General features: G+C 38.1%; 20 protein-coding genes. 8 read left to right on the top strand and 12 right to left on the bottom strand.

Annotation, left to right across the window (positions count from 1 at the left end; genetic code table 11):
• The first annotated feature begins 21 nt into the window (after positions 1-21).
• Positions 22-684 (top strand): endonuclease III domain-containing protein, encoded by a 663-nt coding sequence (locus AC58DT_RS04650; protein WP_497215662.1) that lies wholly within the window; start codon positions 22-24, stop codon positions 682-684.
• A 110-nt stretch (positions 685-794) separates the two neighbouring features.
• On the opposite strand, the gene AC58DT_RS04645 is transcribed toward AC58DT_RS04650, so the two are convergent.
• Both AC58DT_RS04645 and AC58DT_RS04640 read right to left on the bottom strand, forming a co-directional pair.
• The gene (locus tag AC58DT_RS04645) at positions 795-947 is read right to left on the bottom strand and encodes a hypothetical protein (RefSeq protein WP_166517850.1); all 153 of its coding nucleotides are present in this window, start codon (positions 945-947) and stop codon (positions 795-797) included.
• A gap of 57 nt (positions 948-1004) precedes the next feature.
• Complete coding sequence (locus tag AC58DT_RS04640; protein WP_497215661.1) at positions 1005-1589, bottom strand: RNA polymerase sigma factor; 585 nt, start codon at positions 1587-1589, stop codon at positions 1005-1007.
• 255 nt (positions 1590-1844) lie between these two features.
• On the opposite strand from AC58DT_RS04640, the gene uvrA reads away from it, so the two are divergent.
• A complete protein-coding gene (gene uvrA, locus AC58DT_RS04635; RefSeq protein ID WP_497215660.1) occupies positions 1845-4622 on the top strand; it encodes an excinuclease ABC subunit UvrA in 2778 nt (925 codons plus the stop codon).
• A 281-nt stretch (positions 4623-4903) separates the two neighbouring features.
• Positions 4904-6190, top strand: coding sequence for a hypothetical protein (locus tag AC58DT_RS04630; protein WP_497215659.1), 1287 nt, complete (start codon positions 4904-4906; stop codon positions 6188-6190).
• 81 nt (positions 6191-6271) lie between these two features.
• Here AC58DT_RS04630 and AC58DT_RS04625 read toward each other — a convergent pair whose 3' ends face one another.
• The 3 genes from AC58DT_RS04625 to AC58DT_RS04615 all read right to left on the bottom strand — a co-directional run bounded on the left by AC58DT_RS04625 (position 6272) and on the right by AC58DT_RS04615 (position 10378).
• On the bottom strand, positions 6272-7558 hold the full coding sequence (locus tag AC58DT_RS04625) for a glycosyltransferase family 4 protein (protein ID WP_497215658.1): 1287 nt from the start codon (positions 7556-7558) through the stop codon (positions 6272-6274).
• Positions 7559-9994, bottom strand: coding sequence for a YfhO family protein (locus AC58DT_RS04620; protein WP_497215657.1), 2436 nt, complete (start codon positions 9992-9994; stop codon positions 7559-7561).
• Positions 9995-10117: 123 nt separating this feature from the next.
• Positions 10118-10378, bottom strand: a complete 261-nt coding sequence (locus tag AC58DT_RS04615; protein WP_497215939.1) for a DUF4834 family protein — start codon at positions 10376-10378, stop codon at positions 10118-10120.
• Positions 10379-10487: 109 nt separating this feature from the next.
• Here AC58DT_RS04615 and AC58DT_RS04610 point away from each other — a divergent pair, with 109 nt between their 5' ends.
• Positions 10488-11465 carry a transporter gene (locus tag AC58DT_RS04610; protein WP_497215656.1) on the top strand — a complete coding sequence of 326 codons (978 nt, stop codon included), beginning with the start codon at positions 10488-10490 and terminating at the stop codon, positions 11463-11465.
• 13 nt (positions 11466-11478) lie between these two features.
• Positions 11479-12597 (top strand): GTP cyclohydrolase, encoded by a 1119-nt coding sequence (locus AC58DT_RS04605; RefSeq protein WP_497215655.1) that lies wholly within the window; start codon positions 11479-11481, stop codon positions 12595-12597.
• A 69-nt stretch (positions 12598-12666) separates the two neighbouring features.
• On the opposite strand, the gene AC58DT_RS04600 is transcribed toward AC58DT_RS04605, so the two are convergent.
• The 4 genes from AC58DT_RS04600 to AC58DT_RS04585 all read right to left on the bottom strand — a co-directional run bounded on the left by AC58DT_RS04600 (position 12667) and on the right by AC58DT_RS04585 (position 18294).
• On the bottom strand, positions 12667-13431 hold the full coding sequence (locus tag AC58DT_RS04600) for a DUF6090 family protein (RefSeq protein ID WP_497215654.1): 765 nt from the start codon (positions 13429-13431) through the stop codon (positions 12667-12669).
• 182 nt (positions 13432-13613) lie between these two features.
• On the bottom strand, positions 13614-14879 hold the full coding sequence (capB, locus tag AC58DT_RS04595) for a cysteate-C-fatty acyltransferase (RefSeq protein WP_497215653.1): 1266 nt from the start codon (positions 14877-14879) through the stop codon (positions 13614-13616).
• A gap of 163 nt (positions 14880-15042) precedes the next feature.
• A complete protein-coding gene (capA, locus tag AC58DT_RS04590; RefSeq protein WP_497215652.1) occupies positions 15043-16080 on the bottom strand; it encodes a cysteate synthase in 1038 nt (345 codons plus the stop codon).
• Between the two features lie 78 nt (positions 16081-16158).
• Positions 16159-18294, bottom strand: a complete 2136-nt coding sequence (locus tag AC58DT_RS04585; RefSeq protein WP_497215651.1) for a S9 family peptidase — start codon at positions 18292-18294, stop codon at positions 16159-16161.
• A 65-nt stretch (positions 18295-18359) separates the two neighbouring features.
• Here AC58DT_RS04585 and AC58DT_RS04580 point away from each other — a divergent pair, with 65 nt between their 5' ends.
• Both AC58DT_RS04580 and AC58DT_RS04575 read left to right on the top strand, forming a co-directional pair.
• Entirely contained in the window at positions 18360-18683 is a 324-nt protein-coding gene (locus tag AC58DT_RS04580; RefSeq protein ID WP_497215650.1) for a YbaB/EbfC family nucleoid-associated protein, read from the top strand.
• A 102-nt stretch (positions 18684-18785) separates the two neighbouring features.
• Complete coding sequence (locus tag AC58DT_RS04575) at positions 18786-19106, top strand: YegP family protein (RefSeq protein WP_497215649.1); 321 nt, start codon at positions 18786-18788, stop codon at positions 19104-19106.
• Positions 19107-19167: 61 nt separating this feature from the next.
• On the opposite strand, the gene AC58DT_RS04570 is transcribed toward AC58DT_RS04575, so the two are convergent.
• The 3 genes from AC58DT_RS04570 to AC58DT_RS04560 form a co-directional block, all read right to left on the bottom strand.
• Entirely contained in the window at positions 19168-19407 is a 240-nt protein-coding gene (locus tag AC58DT_RS04570; RefSeq protein WP_062621147.1) for a hexameric tyrosine-coordinated heme protein, read from the bottom strand.
• Between the two features lie 67 nt (positions 19408-19474).
• Positions 19475-20500, bottom strand: a complete 1026-nt coding sequence (locus tag AC58DT_RS04565) for a threonine aldolase family protein (protein ID WP_497215648.1) — start codon at positions 20498-20500, stop codon at positions 19475-19477.
• 9 nt (positions 20501-20509) lie between these two features.
• Positions 20510-21139, bottom strand: coding sequence for a hypothetical protein (locus AC58DT_RS04560; protein ID WP_497215647.1), 630 nt, complete (start codon positions 21137-21139; stop codon positions 20510-20512).
• Between the two features lie 111 nt (positions 21140-21250).
• Here AC58DT_RS04560 and prfB point away from each other — a divergent pair.
• Positions 21251-22358, top strand: a protein-coding gene (gene prfB / locus AC58DT_RS04555; protein WP_497215646.1) for a peptide chain release factor 2 whose coding sequence is annotated in 2 segments (ribosomal slippage) — positions 21251-21313 and positions 21315-22358 — 1107 coding nt in all. Because the reading frame shifts where the segments join, the coding sequence is not laid out codon by codon here.
• Positions 22359-22442: the final 84 nt, after the last annotated feature.

Raw genomic sequence — 22442 nt, 5'->3', positions numbered from 1 at the left:
TTTTGCATAAAAGTACTTAAAATGACCAAGCAGGAAAAGGTAACCTTTGTTATTGATACGTTAAATAAGATTTATCCGCAAGTACCAATTCCCTTGGAACATAAGGATCCCTATACTTTATTGATCGCCGTGCTACTTTCTGCGCAAAGTACCGACGTTCGCGTCAACCAAATTACGCCCTTGCTATTTGAAGTAGCTGACAATCCCTATGATATGGTAAAACTAACCGTAGAAGAAATTAGGGAAATCATAAAACCTGTAGGACTCTCACCTATGAAATCAAAGGGAATTCACGGGCTTTCAGAAATCTTGATCGATAAATATAACGGGCAAGTACCAGCAGACTTTGAAGCGTTAGAGTCTTTACCCGCTGTAGGCCATAAAACAGCAAGTGTCGTTATGAGTCAGGCGTTTAACATACCTGCATTTCCAGTGGACACACATATACATCGATTGATGTATCGCTGGGGTTTTACTAATGGAAAAAATGTAGTGCAGACAGAAAAAGATGCAAAACGTTTATTTCCAAAAGATTTATGGAATATGCTGCATCTGCAGATTATATGGTACGGCAGGCAATACTCCCCGGCGCGTGGTTGGGATTTGGAAAAAGATATAATCACAAAGACCATTGGCAGAAAATCGGTGATAAAAGAGTATTTAAAGAAAGTAGATAAGAGATGAGCGATGAACTATGCAAGTTATGCCCCGTAAATAAATTCCCCCTTTGGGGGTTAGGGGGCTTTTTTTTCAAAAAAAACCCCGAAAAGCTAATTCCGGGGTTTCTCCAAAGTTTAGTTTAGAAGTGCTTCAAACTTCATTTTATGGTAATCTATAACACTTAAAGCCATCGAATAATCCAGAAGAAATTTAATAGTCTCTTCTTTTGGAACGAGTTTTTTATTCACGCCGTCCACACGTGATGTTTCAGAGTAAAATTTTTGCATAGAATGTTATTTTGAGGTTTTATTTCCAAATAACGTAGCAAAAATTACTTTATTGCATTAATTGGTCAATATAATATTATGTTTATCAATTACTTTGCGCAAATTGATTAATGCATAACGCATCCGGCCCAGTGCAGTATTAATGCTAACGCCTGTTTGCTCACTGATTTCCTTAAAGCTCATATCCTTATAAATTCGCATCATCAATACTTCCTTTTGATCTTCAGGTAATTCCTGAATCAATCTGCGGACATCACTTTCAACCTGCCCCTTGATTATCTGTTTTTCCACATTTAATGCATTGTCGCTCAAAACCGAAAAGATGTTAAAATCATTATTGTTTTCAAACTTGGGCATGCGGTTGTTTTTTCTGAAATGGTCTATCACCAAATTATGGGCAATTCGCATTACCCATGGAAGAAATTTTCCTTCTTCATTATAAGCTCCTCTTTTTAAGGTTTTAATAACCTTAATAAAGGTATCTTGGAAAATATCTTCAGCGACATCCCTATCAAAGACTTTCGAATAAATAAAACTGTAGATTCTTTGCTTGTGTCGAGTTATTAACTCGCTAAGAGCAGATTCATTACCGTTCATATAAGCGCTCACTAAAAACGCATCAGAGTTTGTGCTTTGCTTCATATCAATACTTCTTTAAAAAATAAACAACTATGGATTTGGTTGCTTAGTTAGAATGTTTATTTGTTAAAAGTAATGATCAGCTATAGGCAATAATTTTTATATATGACGTTAAGAGCCGTAAATATAACAACAAAGAAATCACAAATGCAAAAAAAAGGTTAAATTTTTCATTAAAAAATAATAATAACCGCAAATGTGCATTGCTGAAATCGATATAGTATCTTTGCAAAAAGCTATAAAAAAAGAAAAAATAAATTGAGTGCCGAAACCATAGATACTAAAAAAAGCATCCTAATACAAGGTGCTAAACTTCATAATCTTAAAAACATTTCTGTTGCTATTCCTCGAAATAAATTGGTAGTAGTAACAGGTCTTTCCGGAAGCGGAAAATCTAGTTTGGCTTTTGACACCCTCTACGCAGAAGGCCAGCGCCGCTATGTAGAGAGCCTTTCCAGTTATGCCCGCCAATTTTTGGGAAGATTGGATAAGCCAAAAGTAGATTCCATTAAGGGCATTGCTCCCGCAATTGCAATTGAACAAAAAGTAAATTCCACAAACCCGCGTTCTACCGTGGGTACCTCAACCGAGATATATGATTATTTAAAGTTGCTTTACACGCGAATCGGGAAAACCATATCGCCCATTTCCGGTAAAGAAGTTAAAAAAGACACCACCACAGATGTTATAAATTTCATAAAAAAGTTTCCTGAAGGTGAAAAATTATTGCTCCTCGCCCCTATTCTTTTGGAAGAAGGACGCACAATGGAAAACAAAATCAAGGCATTGGCACAACAGGGCTATTCACGAATTAAAATAAAAGATGAAGTTTTACGGATTGATGAATTGGAGAGCAAAACATTTCCGAAGAAAATAGATTTGGTCATAGACCGAATCATAACGAAAGACGAAGAAGATTTTTACAACCGCCTTGCCGATGCCATTGAAATAGCTTTCTTTGAAGGAAAGGGCGAACTTTATATTGAAGCACTTTCTTCAAAAAATATCACAGAATTCAACAACCGTTTTGAAGCAGACGGAATGGTTTTTATGGAGCCAAACGTACATCTCTTCAGTTTTAATAATCCGTACGGCGCCTGTCCTACTTGCGAGGGATACGGCGATGTAATTGGGATTGATGAAGATTTAGTCATACCAAATACTGCGCTCTCAATTTACGAAAACGCCATATTTCCGTGGCGAGGCGAAAGTATGAGTTGGTACCGCGACCAGTTGGTTAACAATGCTTATAAGTTTGACTTTCCAATCCACAAACCGTGGTTTCAACTCACCGATGATCAAAAACAATTGGTTTGGGATGGCAACAAGTATTTTGAAGGATTAAACTCTTTCTTTTCCTTTTTGGAATCCAAAAGTTATAAAATCCAAAACCGGGTGATGCTCTCTCGCTATCGTGGAAAAACGAGATGCACAACCTGCAAGGGAAAACGATTACGTCCCGAAGCTGGTTACGTAAAAATCAACAATACAGCAATTCAGGAATTAGTTGAACTACCATTGAATAAAACGGCCGAATTTTTCAAAAACCTTAAACTTTCAGAGTTTGATGAAAAAGTCGCAAAACGTTTACTACTGGAAATAAACAACCGCCTTCGTTTTTTGCAGGATGTTGGTTTAGGCTATTTAACATTGAACAGAAAATCGAACACGCTCTCGGGCGGCGAATCGCAACGAATCAATCTCGCCACCTCTTTGGGAAGCAGTCTCGTGGGCTCTATGTATATTTTGGACGAACCCAGTATTGGCCTTCACCCAAAGGATACCGAGCGGCTTATTGTTGTTTTACAATCGCTTCGTGATTTGGGCAATACCGTAATTGTCGTGGAGCACGATGAAGACATTATGAAAGCGGCCGATGAAATTATAGACATCGGACCCGAAGCTGGAACTTTTGGCGGCGAAGTGGTTGCCCAAGGAACCTATACTGAAATATTACAATCAGATTCGCTAACTGCAAAGTATTTGAATGGTGAAATGGAGATCGAAGTTCCAAAGAAACGGCGTACTTCAAAAAATAAAATTACAATCAGTGGGGCTCGGCAAAATAACTTGAAAAATATCGACGTAACTTTTCCACTGAATGTTTTCACGGCTGTAACGGGCGTTTCCGGTAGCGGAAAAAGTACGTTGGTAAAGAAAATTCTCTATCCAGCCCTGATGCGTGAAATTGGCGGGTATGGCGAAAAACCCGGTCAGTTCTCAGAAATAAAGGGAGATTTCGGCACCATAAAAAGTATTGAATTCATTGACCAAAATCCAATTGGCCGCTCCAGTCGAAGCAATCCCGTAACTTATATTAAAGCGTATGATGATATTCGGAATTTATATGCCTCACAAAAGCTTTCGGACATTCGCGGGTATAAAGCAAAACATTTCAGCTTCAACGTAGATGGCGGTCGATGCGAAACCTGCAAAGGCGAAGGCGAAGTAACCATCGAGATGCAATTTATGGCAGATGTACATTTGCTCTGCGATACCTGTAACGGCAAACGTTTTAAAAAGGAAGTTTTGGAAGTAACCTTTCAAAATAAAAATATTGACGATATCCTCACAATGACCGTGGATGATGCCGTTGCTTTCTTTGGAGAACAGAAGCAAGATAAAATTGCGGCCAAACTACAACCCTTACAAGATGTTGGGCTGGGCTATGTGAAATTAGGGCAAAGCTCCTCTACTCTTTCCGGCGGCGAGGCACAACGTATTAAGCTTGCTTCATTTTTGGTAAAGGGAACTTCAAAAGAAAAAACCGTTTTCATTTTTGATGAACCTACAACGGGACTTCACTTTCACGATATAAAAAAACTTTTGGCTTCGTTTTATGCCTTGCTTGACAGAGGGCATACCGTAATTGTTGTAGAACACAATTTAGATTTAATTAAATGTGCCGACCATATTATTGATCTTGGACCCGAAGGTGGTGAAAACGGAGGACAAGTAGTTGTATTTGGTACTCCTGAAGAAGTTGTGAAAAGTAAGGAATCTTTTACTGCAATATATTTAAAGGAGAAAGTTTAAAATAATTGATTTTTTGGCACACTAATTGAAATCAAAGTAATAGAAAATAAGACTTTTAGTTTTTTTGGTTGGTTAGTTTTTAAAGTCCGTTGAATTGGTGAAACAGTTCAGCGGATTTTTTATTTGGATGCTCCCAAAATTCCAATTTAATCTTACAGTAGCTCAAAGTATTACTGAAAATCAATGCTTTAAAAACTTGGCACGGTCGTTGGTTATTTAAAAGCGTACTCCGCTAACCAAGAAACATCAAGCAAGTACAAACCTTTTAAATATTGAAACTTATGAAAAACATAGCATTTATTTTTAGCATCCTTTTAATGGGGTTTTCAGCAAATGCAACTTCCACTGAAAGTGAAAACAACCTAAGAAGAGGATATGACGGAAGCGCATATATTTTTGTTGAAGGCGACGTAGAATTTTCCGTTTTCCCCGACGGTCAATTTGATTTCGTGTATATTGGACCCCAAAGAGCTTCAAACGTTACCATAAACACTCCCAATGTGAATATAAGTTTCAATTCGGGTTATGATTATGACGCTTATGTACAATACGATGATTACGGAGCGGTAATACAAGTAGAAAGTGTTCCTATCTATTATGATTACTACGGACGCATTATCCAGGCTGGAAATGTTGATATTCAATATAATGACAGAAGAATAGTTAGAGTTGGCGGTTTACACGTAGTGTATAATAATTATGGTTACTTTTCACACGCCACTGGTATTATAAACGTTTACAATCCTTATTATATTTATCGTCCTTGGCACGTGTATTACACACCTCCTATTTATACCCACTGTGTAGTTTATGATCTGCCCTACAGAAGATATTACAGTCCAGTTAGATATAGTTACCACGACCACGTAATATATTACAAAAAGAGACATCGTGTAGCTTACCATAATGGCCACAGAGAATTTTATCGTCCAGGTAGCCGAGTTTACGATAAAAAAGGAAGAGCTTCAATAAACAGGAATTATAATCCGAATAGAAAAAATACTATGGTTGCGACCAGCAATACGCGATCTAATAGTACAGTAAGAAATAATAGCACTACCCGAAGCAATAATGCTATCCGAAACAACAACTCTCGTAGCAACAATGCTGTACGAAGTAATAATACACGTAGCGAAACCGTAACTAGAAATAGAAGTTCGAGTAGTAAAGGCGCTGCTGTTATTGATAGAAGCAGTCGAAATGATAGAAGTTATTCCAATACACCAAGTAGAAATACTGTAACTTCTCGAAATAGCGGTAACACTAAGGTAAAAAGCAATACTACTAGAAACAATGTAAGAAATACTCGGAGCGAAAACGCAGTTCGCTCAACCAATAACAGAACTGTTTCTAACAACAAAACGGTTCAAAGACAAACACGGGCTACATCAAACAACAGAAGCAGTTCGGTAAGTAGGAATAAAACTCAGGCTCCAAAGCGGGAAACCGCCAGCCGTAGCCGCAGTACAGTAAATAAATCCAGCGCACCTTCGCGCAGCAGCTCAAGAGCTAAGACCTCACGTGGTAGTTCATCAAGAGAAGCCAATTCCAGAGGAGGACGCGGATAAAGATAGTTTTTTGGTTGGTTGGTTAAACCTCCGTGATTCGCCCTTGGCGGAGATCGGGGGTTTACTTTTTAAAACTCACTATTATTGAAGACCAGTTGCTATAAGCGAGGCCATTTGTTTGGTAAGTTCTTTTCTGCTGTATTTCTCAATTCCTTCGGAAGAAACCTTTAGGTGGCCATTTTTAAAACCTTTGTATAATTGAAGGATTTCAGCCTTCAATTCATCATCATCCCAATAGCTGAAGAATTTCCCAGATTTAGTTTCAGCGATAATTTTCTCAATATCACTTTCTTTTGGTCCTAAAGCAATTATAGGGCGTTTGGCGGCAAGATATTCAAAAAGCTTTCCGGGAATAATGGCACGGGTCTCGGCACTGTTTATTTCAACTAAAAGTAATACTTGGCTTTTATTTTGAAGCTGAAGTGCTTCGGAATGGGACACATACCCTAAAATTTCGCAATTTCCAATTAGTCCGAAGTTTTCAAGACTTTGTTTCACTTCTTCGCTTAGAGCTCCTGCAAATTTCAACTGTAAATCATTTTTGAAGGGAGCATTTTCTTTGCAAATTTCAGCAAGTATTTTCCACAATACCTCTGGGTTTCTTTCACTCAACAATGAGCCAATATGTGAAATAGAAAAAACAGAATCTGTCGTAAAATCGCTTTTCTCAGCAATATCGTAACCGTTGGTAATAACCTCAATGGGCTTTTCAGTAATCATCCCAAATTCCTTTTTGGTCGTTGGGCTCGTCACTGTAATAATATCTGCCGATTTTAAAACCGAAGCTTCCAAGGCTTTATGTTTTCGGGCTGAAGCTTTGCTCAATCGAAGTGATTTGTGGTAATGGATGGTCGTCCACGGATCGCGAAAATCTGAAATCCACTTTACATTCAAATCTTTTTGAAGTTGCATTCCAATCAAGTGAAGGCTGTGCGGAGGACCCGTTGTAATTACAACATCCACAGGATTTTCAGAAATATATTTTGAAAGAAACGATACCGAAGGCTTCACCCAACCCACCCGCGCATCGGGAATAAAAAAATTACCGCGAATGTAAAGCATCAGCTTTTCCATTGCCGAAATTTCCTTTTTTGAAATAATGCCGCTACTTATCTGCTTGGTTTTCTTTTTTGAAAAAAGTTTCGCAAAACGATACGGCTCTTTGATCGATTGTTTGATAATTTCGATATCCGAAGGAATTTCCGACGAAAAATTTTCATCAACCAATGGATAGTTCGGGTTTTTTGGGGCATACACTATTGGTTCCACACCAAACTCCCTAAAATATTTTACAAACTTCAACCACCGCTGTACGCCCGGACCGCCCGCGGGAGGCCAATAGTATGTGATGATAAGGGCGCGTTTCATTTATTCTTGCAGTTCTTTTTTTCGAAAGGCAAAATACAGCCCGCTCAATAAAATTAATAGGAATATAATACTGCTCACCAAAGAAATGGTACTTCCAGTTTGGATTACTTTTGGTTCAAACTTGAATTCTATTTTATTATTTCCCGCTGGGATAACCATAGCACGAAGTACATAATTGGCTCGGAAATATTCAGCAGGTTTACCATTTATATATGCGTTCCAACCTTTTGGGTAATATACTTCTGAAAAAACAGCCAATTGCGGCGACTTGGTAGAAGCTTCGTAAACTAGATGATTGGGTTGATAAGTGAATAGTTCAATAGTTGCCGTACTGTCCCTTTCAATTTTTTGGTTCGGAATTTTTGAAAGAAATTCTTTATTGATAACTGCGGTTCTTTTGGTGTCCAAACTGTCCAAAAGCTGAATTTCCTCATTTGCATTTTCCGCAGGTAACACGTTTTCAACAAACCAAGCATCTCCATTTGCGTATGGATTGCGCTGCGCTACTGGACCACCGTTTTTGGTTTGGGTAATGATGTAACGCACATTCATCATATTCAAAATTCCAATATTACCCTGACTGATGTAAAATTCAAATAAATCCTGCATTCTTCCAGGTTTCGCAGCGTGATAACCGCCCAAAGCATTGTGATAATAACTTGCGCGACCACTGTTAAAAGCATTTGCAGCCGCATCATAAACCCGATAATGCCCATCATCTTCCAAGATTTGCATATCGGCTCCGTTTTTTTGAAATGGTTCTTCAACCAACTTTGCTTGTACAAAGTCTTCCTCATCTACGTATCTTCTATCCACGCCTACTAAATCAACCAAAACCAAAATACAAAGTGCTGCAACAGCAAGGCCTTTTTTAACTGTTCCTTTAATAAAAAACCAAAGAACTGCAGCAGTTAAAAGCACAAAAATTAATGAACGGATGGCATCGGAGGTGAAAAGCGACATTCTATCCTCGCGGATCGCTTCCAAAAACGGAAGCCCCATTTCTTCCCTAAAATAGCTATCGTACGGGCTCGCAAAATCGAACAATGTTGTTTTAAAAAGAATAAATATCAATGTAATTCCGCCCACAATTCCTGTTGACCAAAGCAATGCCTTTTTCTTTTCATCTTCTTTTTCAAAATGGCTAAAAAACTGATGTAAACCAACAATAGCAAGGATTGGAAGAATCAATTCAATAATTACCTGAATAGAGGAAACCGCGCGGAATTTATCGTACATCGGTACGTAATCAATAAAAAATTGGGTCAATCCTTTAAAATTGTCTCCCCAAGATAGCAGCAGGGTTAAAATAAATCCAGCAACGACCCACCACTTCAATCTGCCACGAACTAAAAAAAGTGCCAGTACGGCAAGAAATATAACAATTGCGCCTATATATGCTGGAGCTCCCACATAAGTCTGTTCGCCCCAATACATCGGAATCTGGTTCAAAACTTGATTAGCTTCCTGTGCCGAAGCACCCATCCGCATTAAGCTCTCTACGGTTTTTGAATCCTTCGGAAATGCTTCGGAAGAGCTTCCGCCCATAAACCGCGGAATGAAAAGATTGAAACTTTCTAGCCTTCCATAGCTGTATTCCGTGATATAATCGTAATCAAGCCCTGTTTTGTTATCTTTTGGGGTGCCGTCCGCATTTACGGTCAGTTCAGTTTTTCCACGGGTAGAAGTATCTGCATATTCCTTGGTTGCCAAAATATTTGTGGCATTCAACCCTATAGATATAATTACTGCGACCATCATTATACCTACGGCTTTAAAATAATGGGGCAGCATTTTCTTTTTAAAAGCATCAATCAAATAAACAATGCCGATGATTACTACCAAAAGCATTAAATAATACGTCATTTGGAAGTGGTTGGCCACCAATTCCAGCCCCATCGAAACCGTGAGCAGTAAAAATCCCCAGAGATATTTTCCGCGGAAGGTGAGAAATATTCCACTTAAAACAAAGGGCATATAGGCTATGGCGTGGGCTTTTGCGTTGTGCCCAACGCCAAGGATAATAATTAAATACGTTGAAAAGCCAAACGCCAGCGCACCTAAAAAGGCCAGTTTATAATCCACTTTCAGCACCAAAAACAGGATATACATTCCTATGAAATACAGGAAGAGATAATCTGCCGGACGGGGAAGAAAACGAATGGCAAGATCGAGCTGTTTTATGTAGTTGTTTGGGTATTTTGCACCCAATTGGTAGGTTGGCATTCCGCCGAAAGCGGCATCGGTCCAATAAGTTTCTTCGCCCGTAGCCTCTCGAAAATCATTTTGTTGTTTCGCCATACCGGTGTATTGCACAATATCGCTTTGGAATATTTTTTTTCCCTGTAAAACCGGGTTAAAATAGGCCAGCGAAGCCACGATAAACAAAACGAAAACAACTAAATGCGGAACAAGTTTTTTATAGTTGGGCTGCATAATTTGGCTTGTGATTTTGAAGAGGGGAAATTATGAAAAATATATTTAACGTTGGGCGCTTGAAGTTCTTCAAGTTTTTGCAAGTCGTAAATTCATTCGACCTCGCAGTTTCCTGTTTTAGTACTACTCTACCTCTTCGTAATCTACATATTCACCAACTTTTTTACTGTTTCGGGAATTTGGAGAAGGATTTTTATCAATTGTAATACTCCCCTCCTTTTCGGGCTGGGTGTTCATATTTGGATTATTTCCGAAGAACTGCTCAAACTGCTGTCCGGCTTTTTTCGAAATATAACGCATTAAATAAGGGGTTGCCAGCCTAATAAGAAACTTTAGACCAAAATATACCAGAAGAACGATTAATATCGTTTTTAGGAATGTCATCATAACTGTAAAATTCTTTCCAAAAATAAGGATTGGTGTAGAAAAAGACGAATGTTGACTATTAAATAAATGGTAAAATCTTATATCTTTGAACTAAACCCAACTTTCCATGAATATCAAACTTCCCTTTCTCTTTCTGCTGAGTTTTATGACTTTCTTCAATATTTCGGCACAATATACCGAAATGATCAACACCAATCGCCCAGGGGGCTCACAGGGTGCTTTTTCGGTAGGTACCAATGTACTTCAGGTTGAAACTGGGTTTAGCTACGGAAAAGAAAAACACGAACTTTTAAAGACAGAGACAAACGGTTTTAACATTGATTATTCCGTGCGCTACGGTTTTTGGAAAGAACGCCTGGAGGTGAGTCTTATGGGCGAGTTTCAATCAAATTCGGTTACAGATAATCGTTCTGCAGTTGCAAGGGAGTACAGCCTTTCAAACTTTAAAAGCAATACGCTTGGTGCAAAATATTTAATATATGATCCCTATCGAAAACGTGAACTTAAAGGTCCTAACCTTTACAGTTGGAAGGCAAATAATAAAACGCAATGGGCAGATTTAATTCCTGCAATTTCAATTTATGCAGGCGCCAATTTTGATTTTGCAGACAATCCATTTACTCCCGAAGCCGAAGGCAAAATAAGTCCGAAATTTGTTCTTTCAACTCAAAACAATTTTATTGGCGGATGGGTTTTTGTAACCAATATAATCGTGGACCGCGTTACTACAGATTTTCCCACCTATGGCTATATTTTAACCCTAACACACGCTACCAATCGCTATTTTTCAGTTTTTCTCGAAAACCAAGGTTTAAAAAGTGACTTTTATTCAGACCAATTGGTGCGTGGAGGTGCTGCTGCGCTTATTAATCAAAATTTACAAGTCGATCTCTCACTTACTTATAGTTTTAAGGATACTCCGTCTAAATTTTATGGGCGTGCGGGCTTAGCCTATCGATTTGATATGCACAATAAAGATGAATATTTGGAAGATGATGCTAAAAAGGAGATGAAAGACAAAAAAGAAAAGGATAAAAAAGAAGAACGCCAAGAAGAACTGAACTTGGACGAAGGTGGCGAATAATAACATTTTGTGTATGATTACAATAAAACAACTAACCTCAAAAAGTGATCTAAAAAAATTTGTCACTTTTCCATTTAAACTATACAAAGACAGTAAGTACTGGGTTCCGTCGCTTATTAAGGATGAAATGGAAACCTTGGATACTGAAAAAAATCCGGTTTTCAAAAATGCCGAAGCTTGGTATTATTTGGCATATAAAAATGATGAAATTGTTGGTCGCATCGCAGTTATTTTAAATCATTTTGAGGTAAACGAACAGGGAAAGAAAAAAATCCGCTTTGGCTGGCTGGATATGGTGGACGATATTGAAGTGACCAAAGCCCTACTTGAAAAAGTATATGAAAAAGGCCGCGAACACAATCTAGAGTACGCCGAAGGCCCCGTGGGTTTTAGCAATATGGAAAAAGCTGGTATCCTCACCATGGGTTTTGAGGAAATGAACACCATGATTACTTGGTATCATTATCCGTATTATGCAGTGCATATGGAAAAACTGGGTTTTGAGAAACAGGCAACTTGGGTAGAATATAAAATGAACATACCCCCCGCTATCCTTGATAAGGTCAAGAAATTCTCAAAAATTGTTCGAGAACGTTATCAAATATCTGTTATTCGCTTTAAGAACAAAAAGGAAATCCTGCCGTATGTAGATAGCATGTTCGATTTATTGAACAAAACCTATAACAGCCTACAGACCTTCGTTCCAATCCAGCAATACCAAATAGATTATTATAAGGAAAAATATTTCAGCTTTATACATCCTGATTATATAACCTGTATAAAAGACAAGGAAGGAAAACTTATAGCGTTTTCAATCGTAATGCCTTCCTTTTCCAAAGCCCTGAAAAAAGCGAATGGAAAACTTTTCCCACTTGGTTGGAGCCATATTTTAAAAGCGCAAAAAAAGAACGACACTGCGGCTTTTTATTTAATAGGCATAGACCCAGAATACCAAGGGAAAGGTGTTACCGCCATTATTTTTGAGGAAATGCAATACCTCTTCAATTCCAAGGGAATACAGACCGTGGAAACCAATCCAGAATTAAAGGAAAACACTGCGGTTCAGTTACTTTGGAAGGATTACAATCCTGTGCAACATAAGGAACGGAGTACTTTTAGGACGGATATTTAGATTTTTTGATATAGGGTTTTATGTATGAGTTCATATGTTACAGATACACGTGGTACTGTCGCTATAATATTAATTATCATATGAATCTATTTCCCTAATTACATTTTCACCTACTTCATCAAGTTGACCGTATAAATCAATCATCCAATCAAACTGAAAAGCTGCTAAATTAATTACATTTCTATATGATGCAGATGAAGTGTACTCTTTAAAATCCTCAATATATTCAGATTGAGGTGTAGCTCTTAAGTTTAATGAATCTGGAGGTAAGAAAGCTGTTGCGAGAACCAACGATTTATCAAACTGAGTGGAAATATAATTTTCTTGGCCTTTTAGATATCCATTATAACTTCCTTCATTTTGTGAAATGTCATCTACGAGCCTGTGGTAACGAATCAAAAGAGAATCTAAATCCGTATTGTTTATTTTACCGAAATAATTAGAATTTTTTAGAGCTTCATAGCCATCTGTGTTAGGTTTGAAATGAAACTCCAAAAAGGCAGACCCACAACCCATGAGCAGAAGCAGGTTTTCTTCTTCCTTTTTATCTAGAATTGCTATTCTTGCTTTCTTACAAAGATTTCCAATATTTTTTCGATACTTAGTTAATGAATCTAACATTCTCATATCTTCTTGGGTGTGTGATTTTATCTTTCCCAAGTATTCCCTCAAAATTTTATCATCTTTCTTTACCTGATTCCAATTGTTTATCTGAAGAGCAATCAAAATACCTATAACAACCAATAAAATCTCACCAATGGCATATTTCAAATACCTACTGGTTTGACCTTTTGATAGTAAATCATATCTTATCTTTCTAAAGATTTTTATCATTGGTTAGTGTTTGAATATAATGCAAAACAATTTGCTATATGATAGTTTTTTATTGTTGTTATTCCGTAAAGTTAATTAAAAACGCCAAAAAGTTATTCCTAAAAAATTTAGGGCATAAAAAATCCACCCAAAAAAGGTGGATTTTTCAATATTATAAGATTCCCGCCTGCGCGGGAATTTGTTTAAATCTTCTCTCCCATCGCCTCAGCAACAGCCGCAGAAAGACGCTTGTAAGTTCCATTCTCCAAACGCTCGCGGATAGATGAAAAAGCCTCTAAGGTCTCTTCAATATCCTGCATGGTGTGTGAAGCCGTTGGGATCATCCTTAAAAGAATCAATCCTTTCGGAATTACTGGATAAACTACAATTGAGCAGAATATTCCGTGGTTTTCACGCAGGTCTTTTACTAGCGCCATCGCTTCCGGGATGCTTCCTTTTAAATACACTGGCGTTACGCAACTTTGGGTTGTTCCTATATCAAAACCTCTTTTTTTCAATCCACCCTGAAGTGCGTTTACATTTTCCCAAAGTTTTTCCTTCAGTTCAGGCATAGTGCGAAGCATATCCAAACGCTTCAAAGCACCTTCCACCAAAACCATCTGCAATGATTTCGCAAACATCTGCGAACGCAAATTGTATTTCAGGTAATTCATTATTTCTTCATCTCCTGCTATAAATGCACCTGTACTTGCCATAGATTTTGCGAAAGTTGCAAAATAAACGTCTATTCCGTCCTGCACGCCTTGCTCCTCTCCTGCTCCGGCACCATTTTTACCTAGTGTTCCGAAACCGTGCGCATCATCCACAAAAAAGCGGAAATTGTATTTTTTCTTAAGTGCGATAATTTCTTTCAATTTTCCCTGCTCGCCGCGCATTCCGAAAACGCCTTCAGAAATAAGAAGAATTCCACCACCTGTTTTTTCAGCAACCTTTTCTGCACGCTGTAAGTTTTTCTCGATACTTTCCATATCGTTATGCTTGTAGGTGAAGCGTTGCCCCAAGTGAAGACGAACCCCGTCAATAATACAAGCGTGGGCATCAACATCATAAACAATCACATCGTCTTTTGAAACAAGCGCGTCTATGGTTGAGACCATTCCTTGATAACCAAAATTCAATAGATAAGCTGCTTCTTTATCTACAAAAGCTGCAAGTTCTCTTTGAAGTTGCTCGTGAAGGTCGGTATGGCCACTCATCATTCGGGCGCCCATCGGGTATGCAGAGCCCCATTTTTTGGCGGCTTCAGCATCTACTTTTCTAACTTCTGGGTGGTTGGCAAGACCTAAGTAATCATTGATACTCCAAGTGATTACATCTTTGCCCTTAAATTTCATTCTGTTAGAGATTGGACCTTCCAGTTTTGGGAAAACAAAATAGCCTTCCGCTTGTTCAGCCCATTTTCCTAACGGACCTTTATCTTTATAGATTTTATCGAATAAATCTTTCATTAAATCTTTAGTTAAAAATGCGGGACAAAATTAATTAAATTATTTGTGAGATATTAGATTTTGGACATTAGATTTTAGAAAGGCACTTTCAGAAAAAAATCCCGAAAGCACATTGCTATCGGGATTTAAGTAGTTTAAAACTTTTTATTTTCTATTTCAGAAGTTATTTCACAAATTCTATTTGATGGATTTCAGCAGTTTCAGAATCAAAAAAGCCTTGCTGGGTCATCCATTCGTCATTATAAATTTTGCTCATATATCGTGAACCGTGATCGGGGAAGATGACAACTATATTGCTGTTTTGGTTAAATTCACCTTCTTCCTCAAGTTGCTTCAAACCTTGCATTGCAGCACCGCTTGTGTACCCTACAAACAAGCCTTCTGTTTTTGCAAGTTCACGGGCTGTGTGGGCACTGCTTTCGTCGGTTACTTTTTCAAACTTGTCAATAATGTTGAAATCTGTAGCGGTAGGAATTAAGTTTTTTCCCAAACCTTCAATGCGGTACGGATAGATTTCATTTGCATCAAATTCCTTGGTTTGGTGATATTTTTGAAGAACCGAGCCGTAAGCGTCGATACCTATCACTCTAATATTTGGATTTTTTTCTTTTAGGAAACGTGCCGTTCCCGAAATGGTTCCTCCGGTTCCACTGCAAGCTACCAAATGGGTGATTTTTCCAGTAGTCTGCTCCCAAATTTCTGGCCCAGTGGTTTGGTAATGTGCATCAATATTTAATTCGTTAAAATATTGATTGATGTAAACAGAACCTTTTATTTCATTGTGAAGACGCTTTGCAACTTCGTAGTAGGAACGCGGATCGTCCGCACTTACGTGGGCTGGGCAAACGTATACTTTGGCGCCCATTGTCTTCAGCATATCAATTTTATCTGCAGATGATTTTGAGCTTACAGCCAAAATACATTCATACCCTTTAATAATGCTAACCATAGCAATACTGAAACCTGTGTTTCCACTTGTGGTCTCAATAATGGTATCGCCTGGCTTAAGAATGCCTTTTCTTTCAGCTTCTTCAATGATATAAAGTGCAATGCGGTCTTTGGTAGAATGTCCCGGGTTGAACGCTTCAACTTTTGCGAAATAATTACCCTTCATTTTTTGGGTAATTTTGTTAAGCTTTATCAACGGTGTGTTGCCTATAAGTTCCAACACGTTATTGTGGGCTTTAATTTCTTCTTTCATAAAGAGGGAGTTCGTTATAAAATAACTTCAGTTTTAAACTGAAAATTTTAACCGCACAAAGGTAAGGAATTATTTTTATTACTCCTTAATTCCTTCCAAATCCAATAGAAAGGCATAGTCCATAGCTACTTCCTTTAAGGCCTCAAAACGCCCGGAAGCTCCGCCATGGCCTGCATCCATATTGGTTTGCAACAGCAATATATTATTGTCAGTTTTTAAATCTCTAAGTTTGGCAACCCATTTTGCGGGTTCCCAATATTGTACTTGGCTGTCGTGCAGCCCCGTTGTTACAAGCATATTTGGGTAGGCTTTGGCTTCCACATTATCATAGGGTGAATAACTTTTCATATAATTATAGTATTCAACCTCATTAGGGTTTCCCCATTCATCGTATTCGCCGGTAGTTAATGGAATAGAATCATCGAGCATAGTTGTAACCACATCCACAAACGGTACCGATGCAATTACACCGTTATATAGTTCTGGAGCCATATTTATAACGGCACCCATCAAAAGTCCACCAGCAGAACCTCCCGAAGCATATAAATGTTCTTTGGAAGTATAACCCTGCTCTATCAAATATTTGGAAGCATCGATAAAATCGGTAAATGAATTTTTCTTTTTTAGCAATTTTCCATCCTCATACCATTGTCTTCCCATATATTCACCACCGCGAACGTGAGCAATTGCGAAAACAAACCCACGATCCAAAAGACTTAACCGAACTGTGGAAAAGTATGGGTCAATGGTAGCTCCATAGGATCCATAACCATATACCAACGTTGGGTTTGTACCATCTTTTTTGATACCTTTTCTGTAAATAACCGACATCGGGATTTTTGTTCCATCTTCGGCGGTTGCCCATAAACGCTCAGTTTCATAGTTATTCTTATCAAATTTTCCGCCCAAGACTTCGGTCTCTTTCAGAACCGTTCTCTCCTTTGTTTCCATATTAAAATCAATAACCGAAGCGGGAGTATTCAAAGAATTATAACCGTAGCGAAGAATTTTGGTATCAAATTCGGGGTTCTGCGTTGTGAAGGCCGTATATGTTTCGTTATCAAAAGGCAAATAATAATCTATATTGTCTTTCCATTTTTTTATTCGAAGCTTGGTCAATCCATTATTGCGTTCACTAACTACCAAATAATCCTTGAAAATATCAATGTCTTCCAAAAGCACATCATCGCGGTGTGGAATCATATCTTCCCAATTTTCTTTGGAAGTTTTATCTTCTGAGGCTTTCATGAGTTTGAAATTGAGCGCTTTGTCCTTGTTTGTCAAAACGTACCAATTGTTGCCGTAGTGCGAAATACTGTACTCCAACCCTCTTTCGCGCGGCTGAAAGATTTGGAACTTACCTGTAGGATTGCCTGCAGACAGTATGCGGTACTCTGAAGTTAAGGTACTGTAGCTTCCTATAACAATAAATTTTTTCGATTTTGTTTTATAAACATATGTACCGAAGGTATCATCAGCTTCGGTAAATACAAGTTCATCGGTAATAGGATCAGTACCCAAAGTATGGCGATAAATTCTATCTGCGCGTAGGGTTTTGTCATCCTTTCTGGTATAGAAAAGGGTTTTGTTATCGCTACCCCAAGTGGCGCTTCCCGTAGTTAGCGGAATGCGCTCTGGGTAAATCTCGCCCGTTTCAAGGTTTTTTATATAAATGTCGTATTTTCTTCGGCTTAAGGTATCTACCCCAAATGAAACCAGTTTGTTATCTTCGGAAACATTTAGACCCGTAAGGTTGTAATAGGAATAATCCTTCGCCATTTCATTCACATCAAAAAGAATTTCTTCGGTCGCCTCCAAACTTCCTTTTTTTCTAGTATAAATAGGGTAGTCCTTCCCTATTTCATACCTAGTGATGTAGTAATAACCGTTCAATTTATATGGAACTGATTCGTCATCCTCTTTTATGCGCGCCTTCATTTCCTCAAAAAGATTTTCTTTGAATTTTTTGGTATGCGCCGTCATTGCTTCGTAGTAATTATTCTCTTCCTTCAAATAATTTATTACTTTTTCATCTTCGGGATTGTTGAGCCAGTAATAATTATCAACCCGAATATCGTCGTGGGCTTTTAATTCCTTGGCTATTTTTTCTGCTTTCGGGGGAGTAATTTCCATATTTTTATCTGAAGTATCTTGATTTTTGCAAGCAACGGCAAAAGTAAGGCAAGCGATTGAAACAATTAAACTATTTTTCATAATTGAAGGTTGTTGAATAGCCTTACAAAGTAGTAAATTTGCATCAAACTTAAATACAAAAAAATATGTTTGGAGATTTAATGGGAATGATGGGCAAACTGAAAGAAACCCAAGAGAAAGTAGAAGCTACAAAAAAACGTTTGGACACTGTTTTAATTGATGAAGAAAGTAATGACGGACTTCTAAAAATAACGCTTACCGCAAACCGACAAATCAAAACTATTGAAATTGATGATGCGCTGCTTGAAGACAAAGAGCAATTGGAAGATTTCCTAATCCTTACTTTGAATAAAGCCATCGAAAAAGCTACTAATGTTCACGAAACAGAAGTTGCCGCTGTGGCAAAAGAAGGTATGCCAAATATTCCGGGGATGGATATGTTTAAATAAATAATGCTAAACTTATTATAAATGCGTTCAGCAATTTTTTAAACATCTTGTTTTTCACGATATTGAGCATTTAAATATTCAATAAACCTTAAACACCTAATTATGTTTGAACTCAAAAAAAGCGGTGATAAATTTCATTTTGTACTAAAAGCGTCCAACGGTCAAGTTATTTTAACCAGCCAAATGTATGCTTCGAAAGCTTCTGCAATGAACGGGATAGAATCTGTTCAAAAAAACTGCGGAAAAGACAGCAGTTTTGAAATGAAAACCGCAAAAAACGGAAAAATCCATTTCAACATTAAAGCTACGAATGGGCAAATTATTGGCAGCAGCCAAATGTATGCCGCTGAGAGTGGGGCTAAAAACGGAATTGAATCCGTCCGAAAGAACGCACCCGGAGCTACGGTGAAAGAAGTGGAATAAACTTTAGCCACGAATCCACAAATATCGTTTTAAAAATATTTGTGGATTTGTGGCTTTTATATTATTTCCAATAATTATTCGCAGCAGCAATAGTTGCAAATTCAGTTGCAACTACCTGCCCTATAGCGATGAGCATTGCAGCGTCCTGGGCATAAATAGGCCTTAGTTTTTCACGAACCGATGCATCCGGTTGTGTTGCCTTTATTACCAATCGCGCCATTTTAACGGCTAGCTGCCTCCCTTCTTCGGGAGTTTTGGTAATTAATGAATTTCCTGGAATCATTTGAACTTGTTCTGACATCATACTTTAAGTTTTTGATATTTTCTTTAAAGTTAATGAAACCAATAATAAACCCAAAAACGAAATTTTAAGTTGGGTATTCTGTAAGTGTTTTAAGAAATGTTTCGTGCATTTCATTAGTATAATCAAGGTGGGTAACAATACGTAGCTTGCCCTGCCCCATTGCGCTAATTTTAATATTTTTTTGAAGAAGATCATTCATGAATTTCTCTTCAGATATTTCTTCAGCCAAGTAAAATATCACAATATTGGTTTCAGTAGGCTCTACTTTTTTTACAAATTGTTGCTGTGATAGTACCTCTGCAATTTCAAAAGCCTTTTTATGGTCTTCCGCTAAACGCTCAATGTGATTGTCCAGAGCATAGATTCCAGCCGCTGCCATAAAACCAATCTGCCGCATGCCGCCACCCAAAACTTTCCGGACGCGCATTGCTTTCTGCATAATTTCTTTTTTTCCTATTAAAACACTTCCCATAGGCGTACCCAACCCTTTACTTAAACATACTGAGACGGTATCAAAAATTTTTCCATAGTCTTTCGGATCTTCTTTTTTGGCGACCAAAGCGTTCCAAACTCGCGCGCCGTCTAAATGCAAACCTAAATTGTGGTCGTTGCAAACTTTGCGGATTTTTTCAATTTCTGAAAAATCATAACAGGCACCCCCACCTTTATTTGTCGTGTTTTCCAAACAGACTAAACTAGTGAGTGGACTGTGGTAAAAATCAGGCGGATTAATGTTTTCGGCCACTTGCCCAGCTGTAATCATCCCTCTGTGTCCGTCAATCAACTTACACGATACACCACTATTGAAAGAAACCCCACCACCTTCATAATTATAAACGTGCGCCCATTTATCTGCTATCAACTGTTCGCTCGGTTGGGTGTGCATTTTTATGGCGGCCTGGTTCGCCATACTGCCCGTTGGGAAAAATAATGCAGAATCCATCCCAAACATATCGGCCAATTTTTTTTCCAGTCTATTTGCGGTTGGATCTTCTTTATATACGTCATCCCCCACTTCGGCTTCCAAAATTGCCTGCATCATGCCCTTCGTGGGCTTAGTTACCGTATCGCTTCTTAAATCTATTATCATTATCAGCTTTTAGTTTTCTCGAAAGAATTTCCCGTTCTCATCAAAGTTTTTTATCATTTCAGAAATAATAATGTCCATCTTTATCAGTTCCAGTGAATTGTTATGCTCGGCATTAATATTTTTATATTTTGAATCATTTGTCAAGTCAAATTCCTTAAATTTTTTTTCAAAGGGTTTTCCTCCAAAAACAAACTTATACTCCTTATGGCAAGACTGAACTGACATATTTCCGAAAGCATTTTCGTCAATTTTCTCTCCTTCATAGGGTTTTACCTCCCCTTCTCTTAACGCGTTTTTATCTTTAAGTAGTTTTCCTAATGTGCTTTTTCTACTAATGCTTATAGGCATAAAGCTTCCACAATTATCAAACTTTTGAAATTTCATAACATCTTCATCTTCGCTCCAAAAAACATAGACAGCATAATAGGTAGATTTTGAAGTGCAAAGCTTTCCACTGGGTAAGTTAAACATCTGTATATTGCCATCGCAATAATCTTTTCTGAAGAAATATTCAGGGTTTTGTTGCAATTCAAGTTCCGCCATTTTTTGGGCAACCTTAGCATCCACATACGCTTCATCATTTTGAGTAAAACCTGCAGCAGTTATAAGCACTGTAAATAAAAATAGTAGTTTTTTCATCTGTAAAAATATTTTGAGAAATACGTTTTTATAAGAAACCATAAAATTAGCCGAAATATTCGTTCGGCTCACGAAGTTAATAGTATTTTTGCTAAAATTCTTACCTAAAATATGACAACAACAGACCAAATAAAAGACCTTAAGGTGCGGTTAGATGCCTTGAGGCGCTATCTTTGACATTGCTGGAAAAAACATAGAGATTACAAACGACGAAGAAAAAACCTTTGACCCCAACTTTTGGAACAATCCGCTGGAAGCAGAAGCTTTTATGAAAGTTCTCCGTACCAAAAAAAAATGGGTTACCGATTACGAAACCGCAAAAACACTTACCGAAGAAGCTGAAATTCTACTTGAATTTTACAAAGACGGCGAAGGAAAGCCTGAAAATGTAGATGTGGCCTTTGAAAAGGCTGAATCTGCAATTGAAGATTTGGAGTTCCGTAATATGCTGGGCGAAGAAGGCGACGACATGAGTGCCGTACTACAGATTACCGCAGGCGCCGGCGGAACCGAAAGCTGCGATTGGGCACAAATGCTTATGCGCATGTACCTTATGTGGGCCCAAAAAAACAATTTTAAAGTAAAGGAACTCAACTTTCAGGCGGGCGATGTTGCCGGCGTAAAGACCGTAACGCTGGAAATTGAAGGCGAATATGCTTTTGGCTGGCTAAAAAGCGAAAACGGCGTTCACCGCTTGGTGCGTATTTCTCCTTTTGATAGCAACGCAAAGCGACATACAAGTTTTGCAAGTGTGTATGTTTACCCATTGGTTGATGATACCATTGAAATTGAAATAAACCCAGCCGATATTTCGTGGGAGTTTGCCCGCAGTAGTGGTGCTGGCGGACAAAATGTGAATAAAGTTGAAACAAAAGCCATTCTTACCCACCATCCTTCAGGAATTGTTATCCATAACAGTGAAACCCGTAGCCAACTGGACAATCGCGAAAAGGCGATGCAGATGCTGAAATCACAATTGTATGAAATTGAACTTCGCAAGCAAATGGCACAGCGTGCCGAAATTGAGGACAACAAACTTGCCATAGAATGGGGTTCACAGATACGCAATTATGTGTTGCATCCCTACAAATTGGTAAAAGACGTTCGCACCGCCCACGAAACCGGTAATACCGATGCAATGCTGGATGGCGAGATTGATGGATTTTTAAAGGCGTATTTGATGATGACTGGGCAGAAGGAAAAGAGTGATGAGCTGTAAAAAACAAAGGGAACTAGATTCTAAAATCTTCGTTCCCTTTGCAAATCATATTCCTTCTGCTGGCATTATCCGTTTCGAAGTTTT

It is taken from the genome of Aequorivita sp. CRS11 (assembly GCF_059693805.1).
Note: the sequence above shows the minus strand (reverse complement) of the source record. Positions and strands in the feature narration are given on the sequence as shown.

Coding starts and splice junctions, on each gene's coding strand:
- AC58DT_RS04650 (WP_497215662.1), top strand. CDS start 22: ATGACCAAGCAGGAAAAGGTAACCTTTGTTATTGATACGTTAAATAAG.
- AC58DT_RS04645 (WP_166517850.1), bottom strand. CDS start 947: ATGCAAAAATTTTACTCTGAAACATCACGTGTGGACGGCGTGAATAAA.
- AC58DT_RS04640 (WP_497215661.1), bottom strand. CDS start 1,589: ATGAAGCAAAGCACAAACTCTGATGCGTTTTTAGTGAGCGCTTATATG.
- AC58DT_RS04630 (WP_497215659.1), top strand. CDS start 4,904: ATGAAAAACATAGCATTTATTTTTAGCATCCTTTTAATGGGGTTTTCA.
- AC58DT_RS04625 (WP_497215658.1), bottom strand. CDS start 7,558: ATGAAACGCGCCCTTATCATCACATACTATTGGCCTCCCGCGGGCGGT.
- AC58DT_RS04620 (WP_497215657.1), bottom strand. CDS start 9,994: ATGCAGCCCAACTATAAAAAACTTGTTCCGCATTTAGTTGTTTTCGTT.
- AC58DT_RS04615 (WP_497215939.1), bottom strand. CDS start 10,378: ATGACATTCCTAAAAACGATATTAATCGTTCTTCTGGTATATTTTGGT.
- AC58DT_RS04610 (WP_497215656.1), top strand. CDS start 10,488: ATGAATATCAAACTTCCCTTTCTCTTTCTGCTGAGTTTTATGACTTTC.
- AC58DT_RS04605 (WP_497215655.1), top strand. CDS start 11,479: ATGATTACAATAAAACAACTAACCTCAAAAAGTGATCTAAAAAAATTT.
- AC58DT_RS04600 (WP_497215654.1), bottom strand. CDS start 13,431: ATGATAAAAATCTTTAGAAAGATAAGATATGATTTACTATCAAAAGGT.
- capB (WP_497215653.1), bottom strand. CDS start 14,879: ATGAAAGATTTATTCGATAAAATCTATAAAGATAAAGGTCCGTTAGGA.
- capA (WP_497215652.1), bottom strand. CDS start 16,080: ATGAAAGAAGAAATTAAAGCCCACAATAACGTGTTGGAACTTATAGGC.
- AC58DT_RS04585 (WP_497215651.1), bottom strand. CDS start 18,294: ATGAAAAATAGTTTAATTGTTTCAATCGCTTGCCTTACTTTTGCCGTT.
- AC58DT_RS04580 (WP_497215650.1), top strand. CDS start 18,360: ATGTTTGGAGATTTAATGGGAATGATGGGCAAACTGAAAGAAACCCAA.
- AC58DT_RS04575 (WP_497215649.1), top strand. CDS start 18,786: ATGTTTGAACTCAAAAAAAGCGGTGATAAATTTCATTTTGTACTAAAA.
- AC58DT_RS04570 (WP_062621147.1), bottom strand. CDS start 19,407: ATGTCAGAACAAGTTCAAATGATTCCAGGAAATTCATTAATTACCAAA.
- AC58DT_RS04565 (WP_497215648.1), bottom strand. CDS start 20,500: ATGATAATAGATTTAAGAAGCGATACGGTAACTAAGCCCACGAAGGGC.
- AC58DT_RS04560 (WP_497215647.1), bottom strand. CDS start 21,139: ATGAAAAAACTACTATTTTTATTTACAGTGCTTATAACTGCTGCAGGT.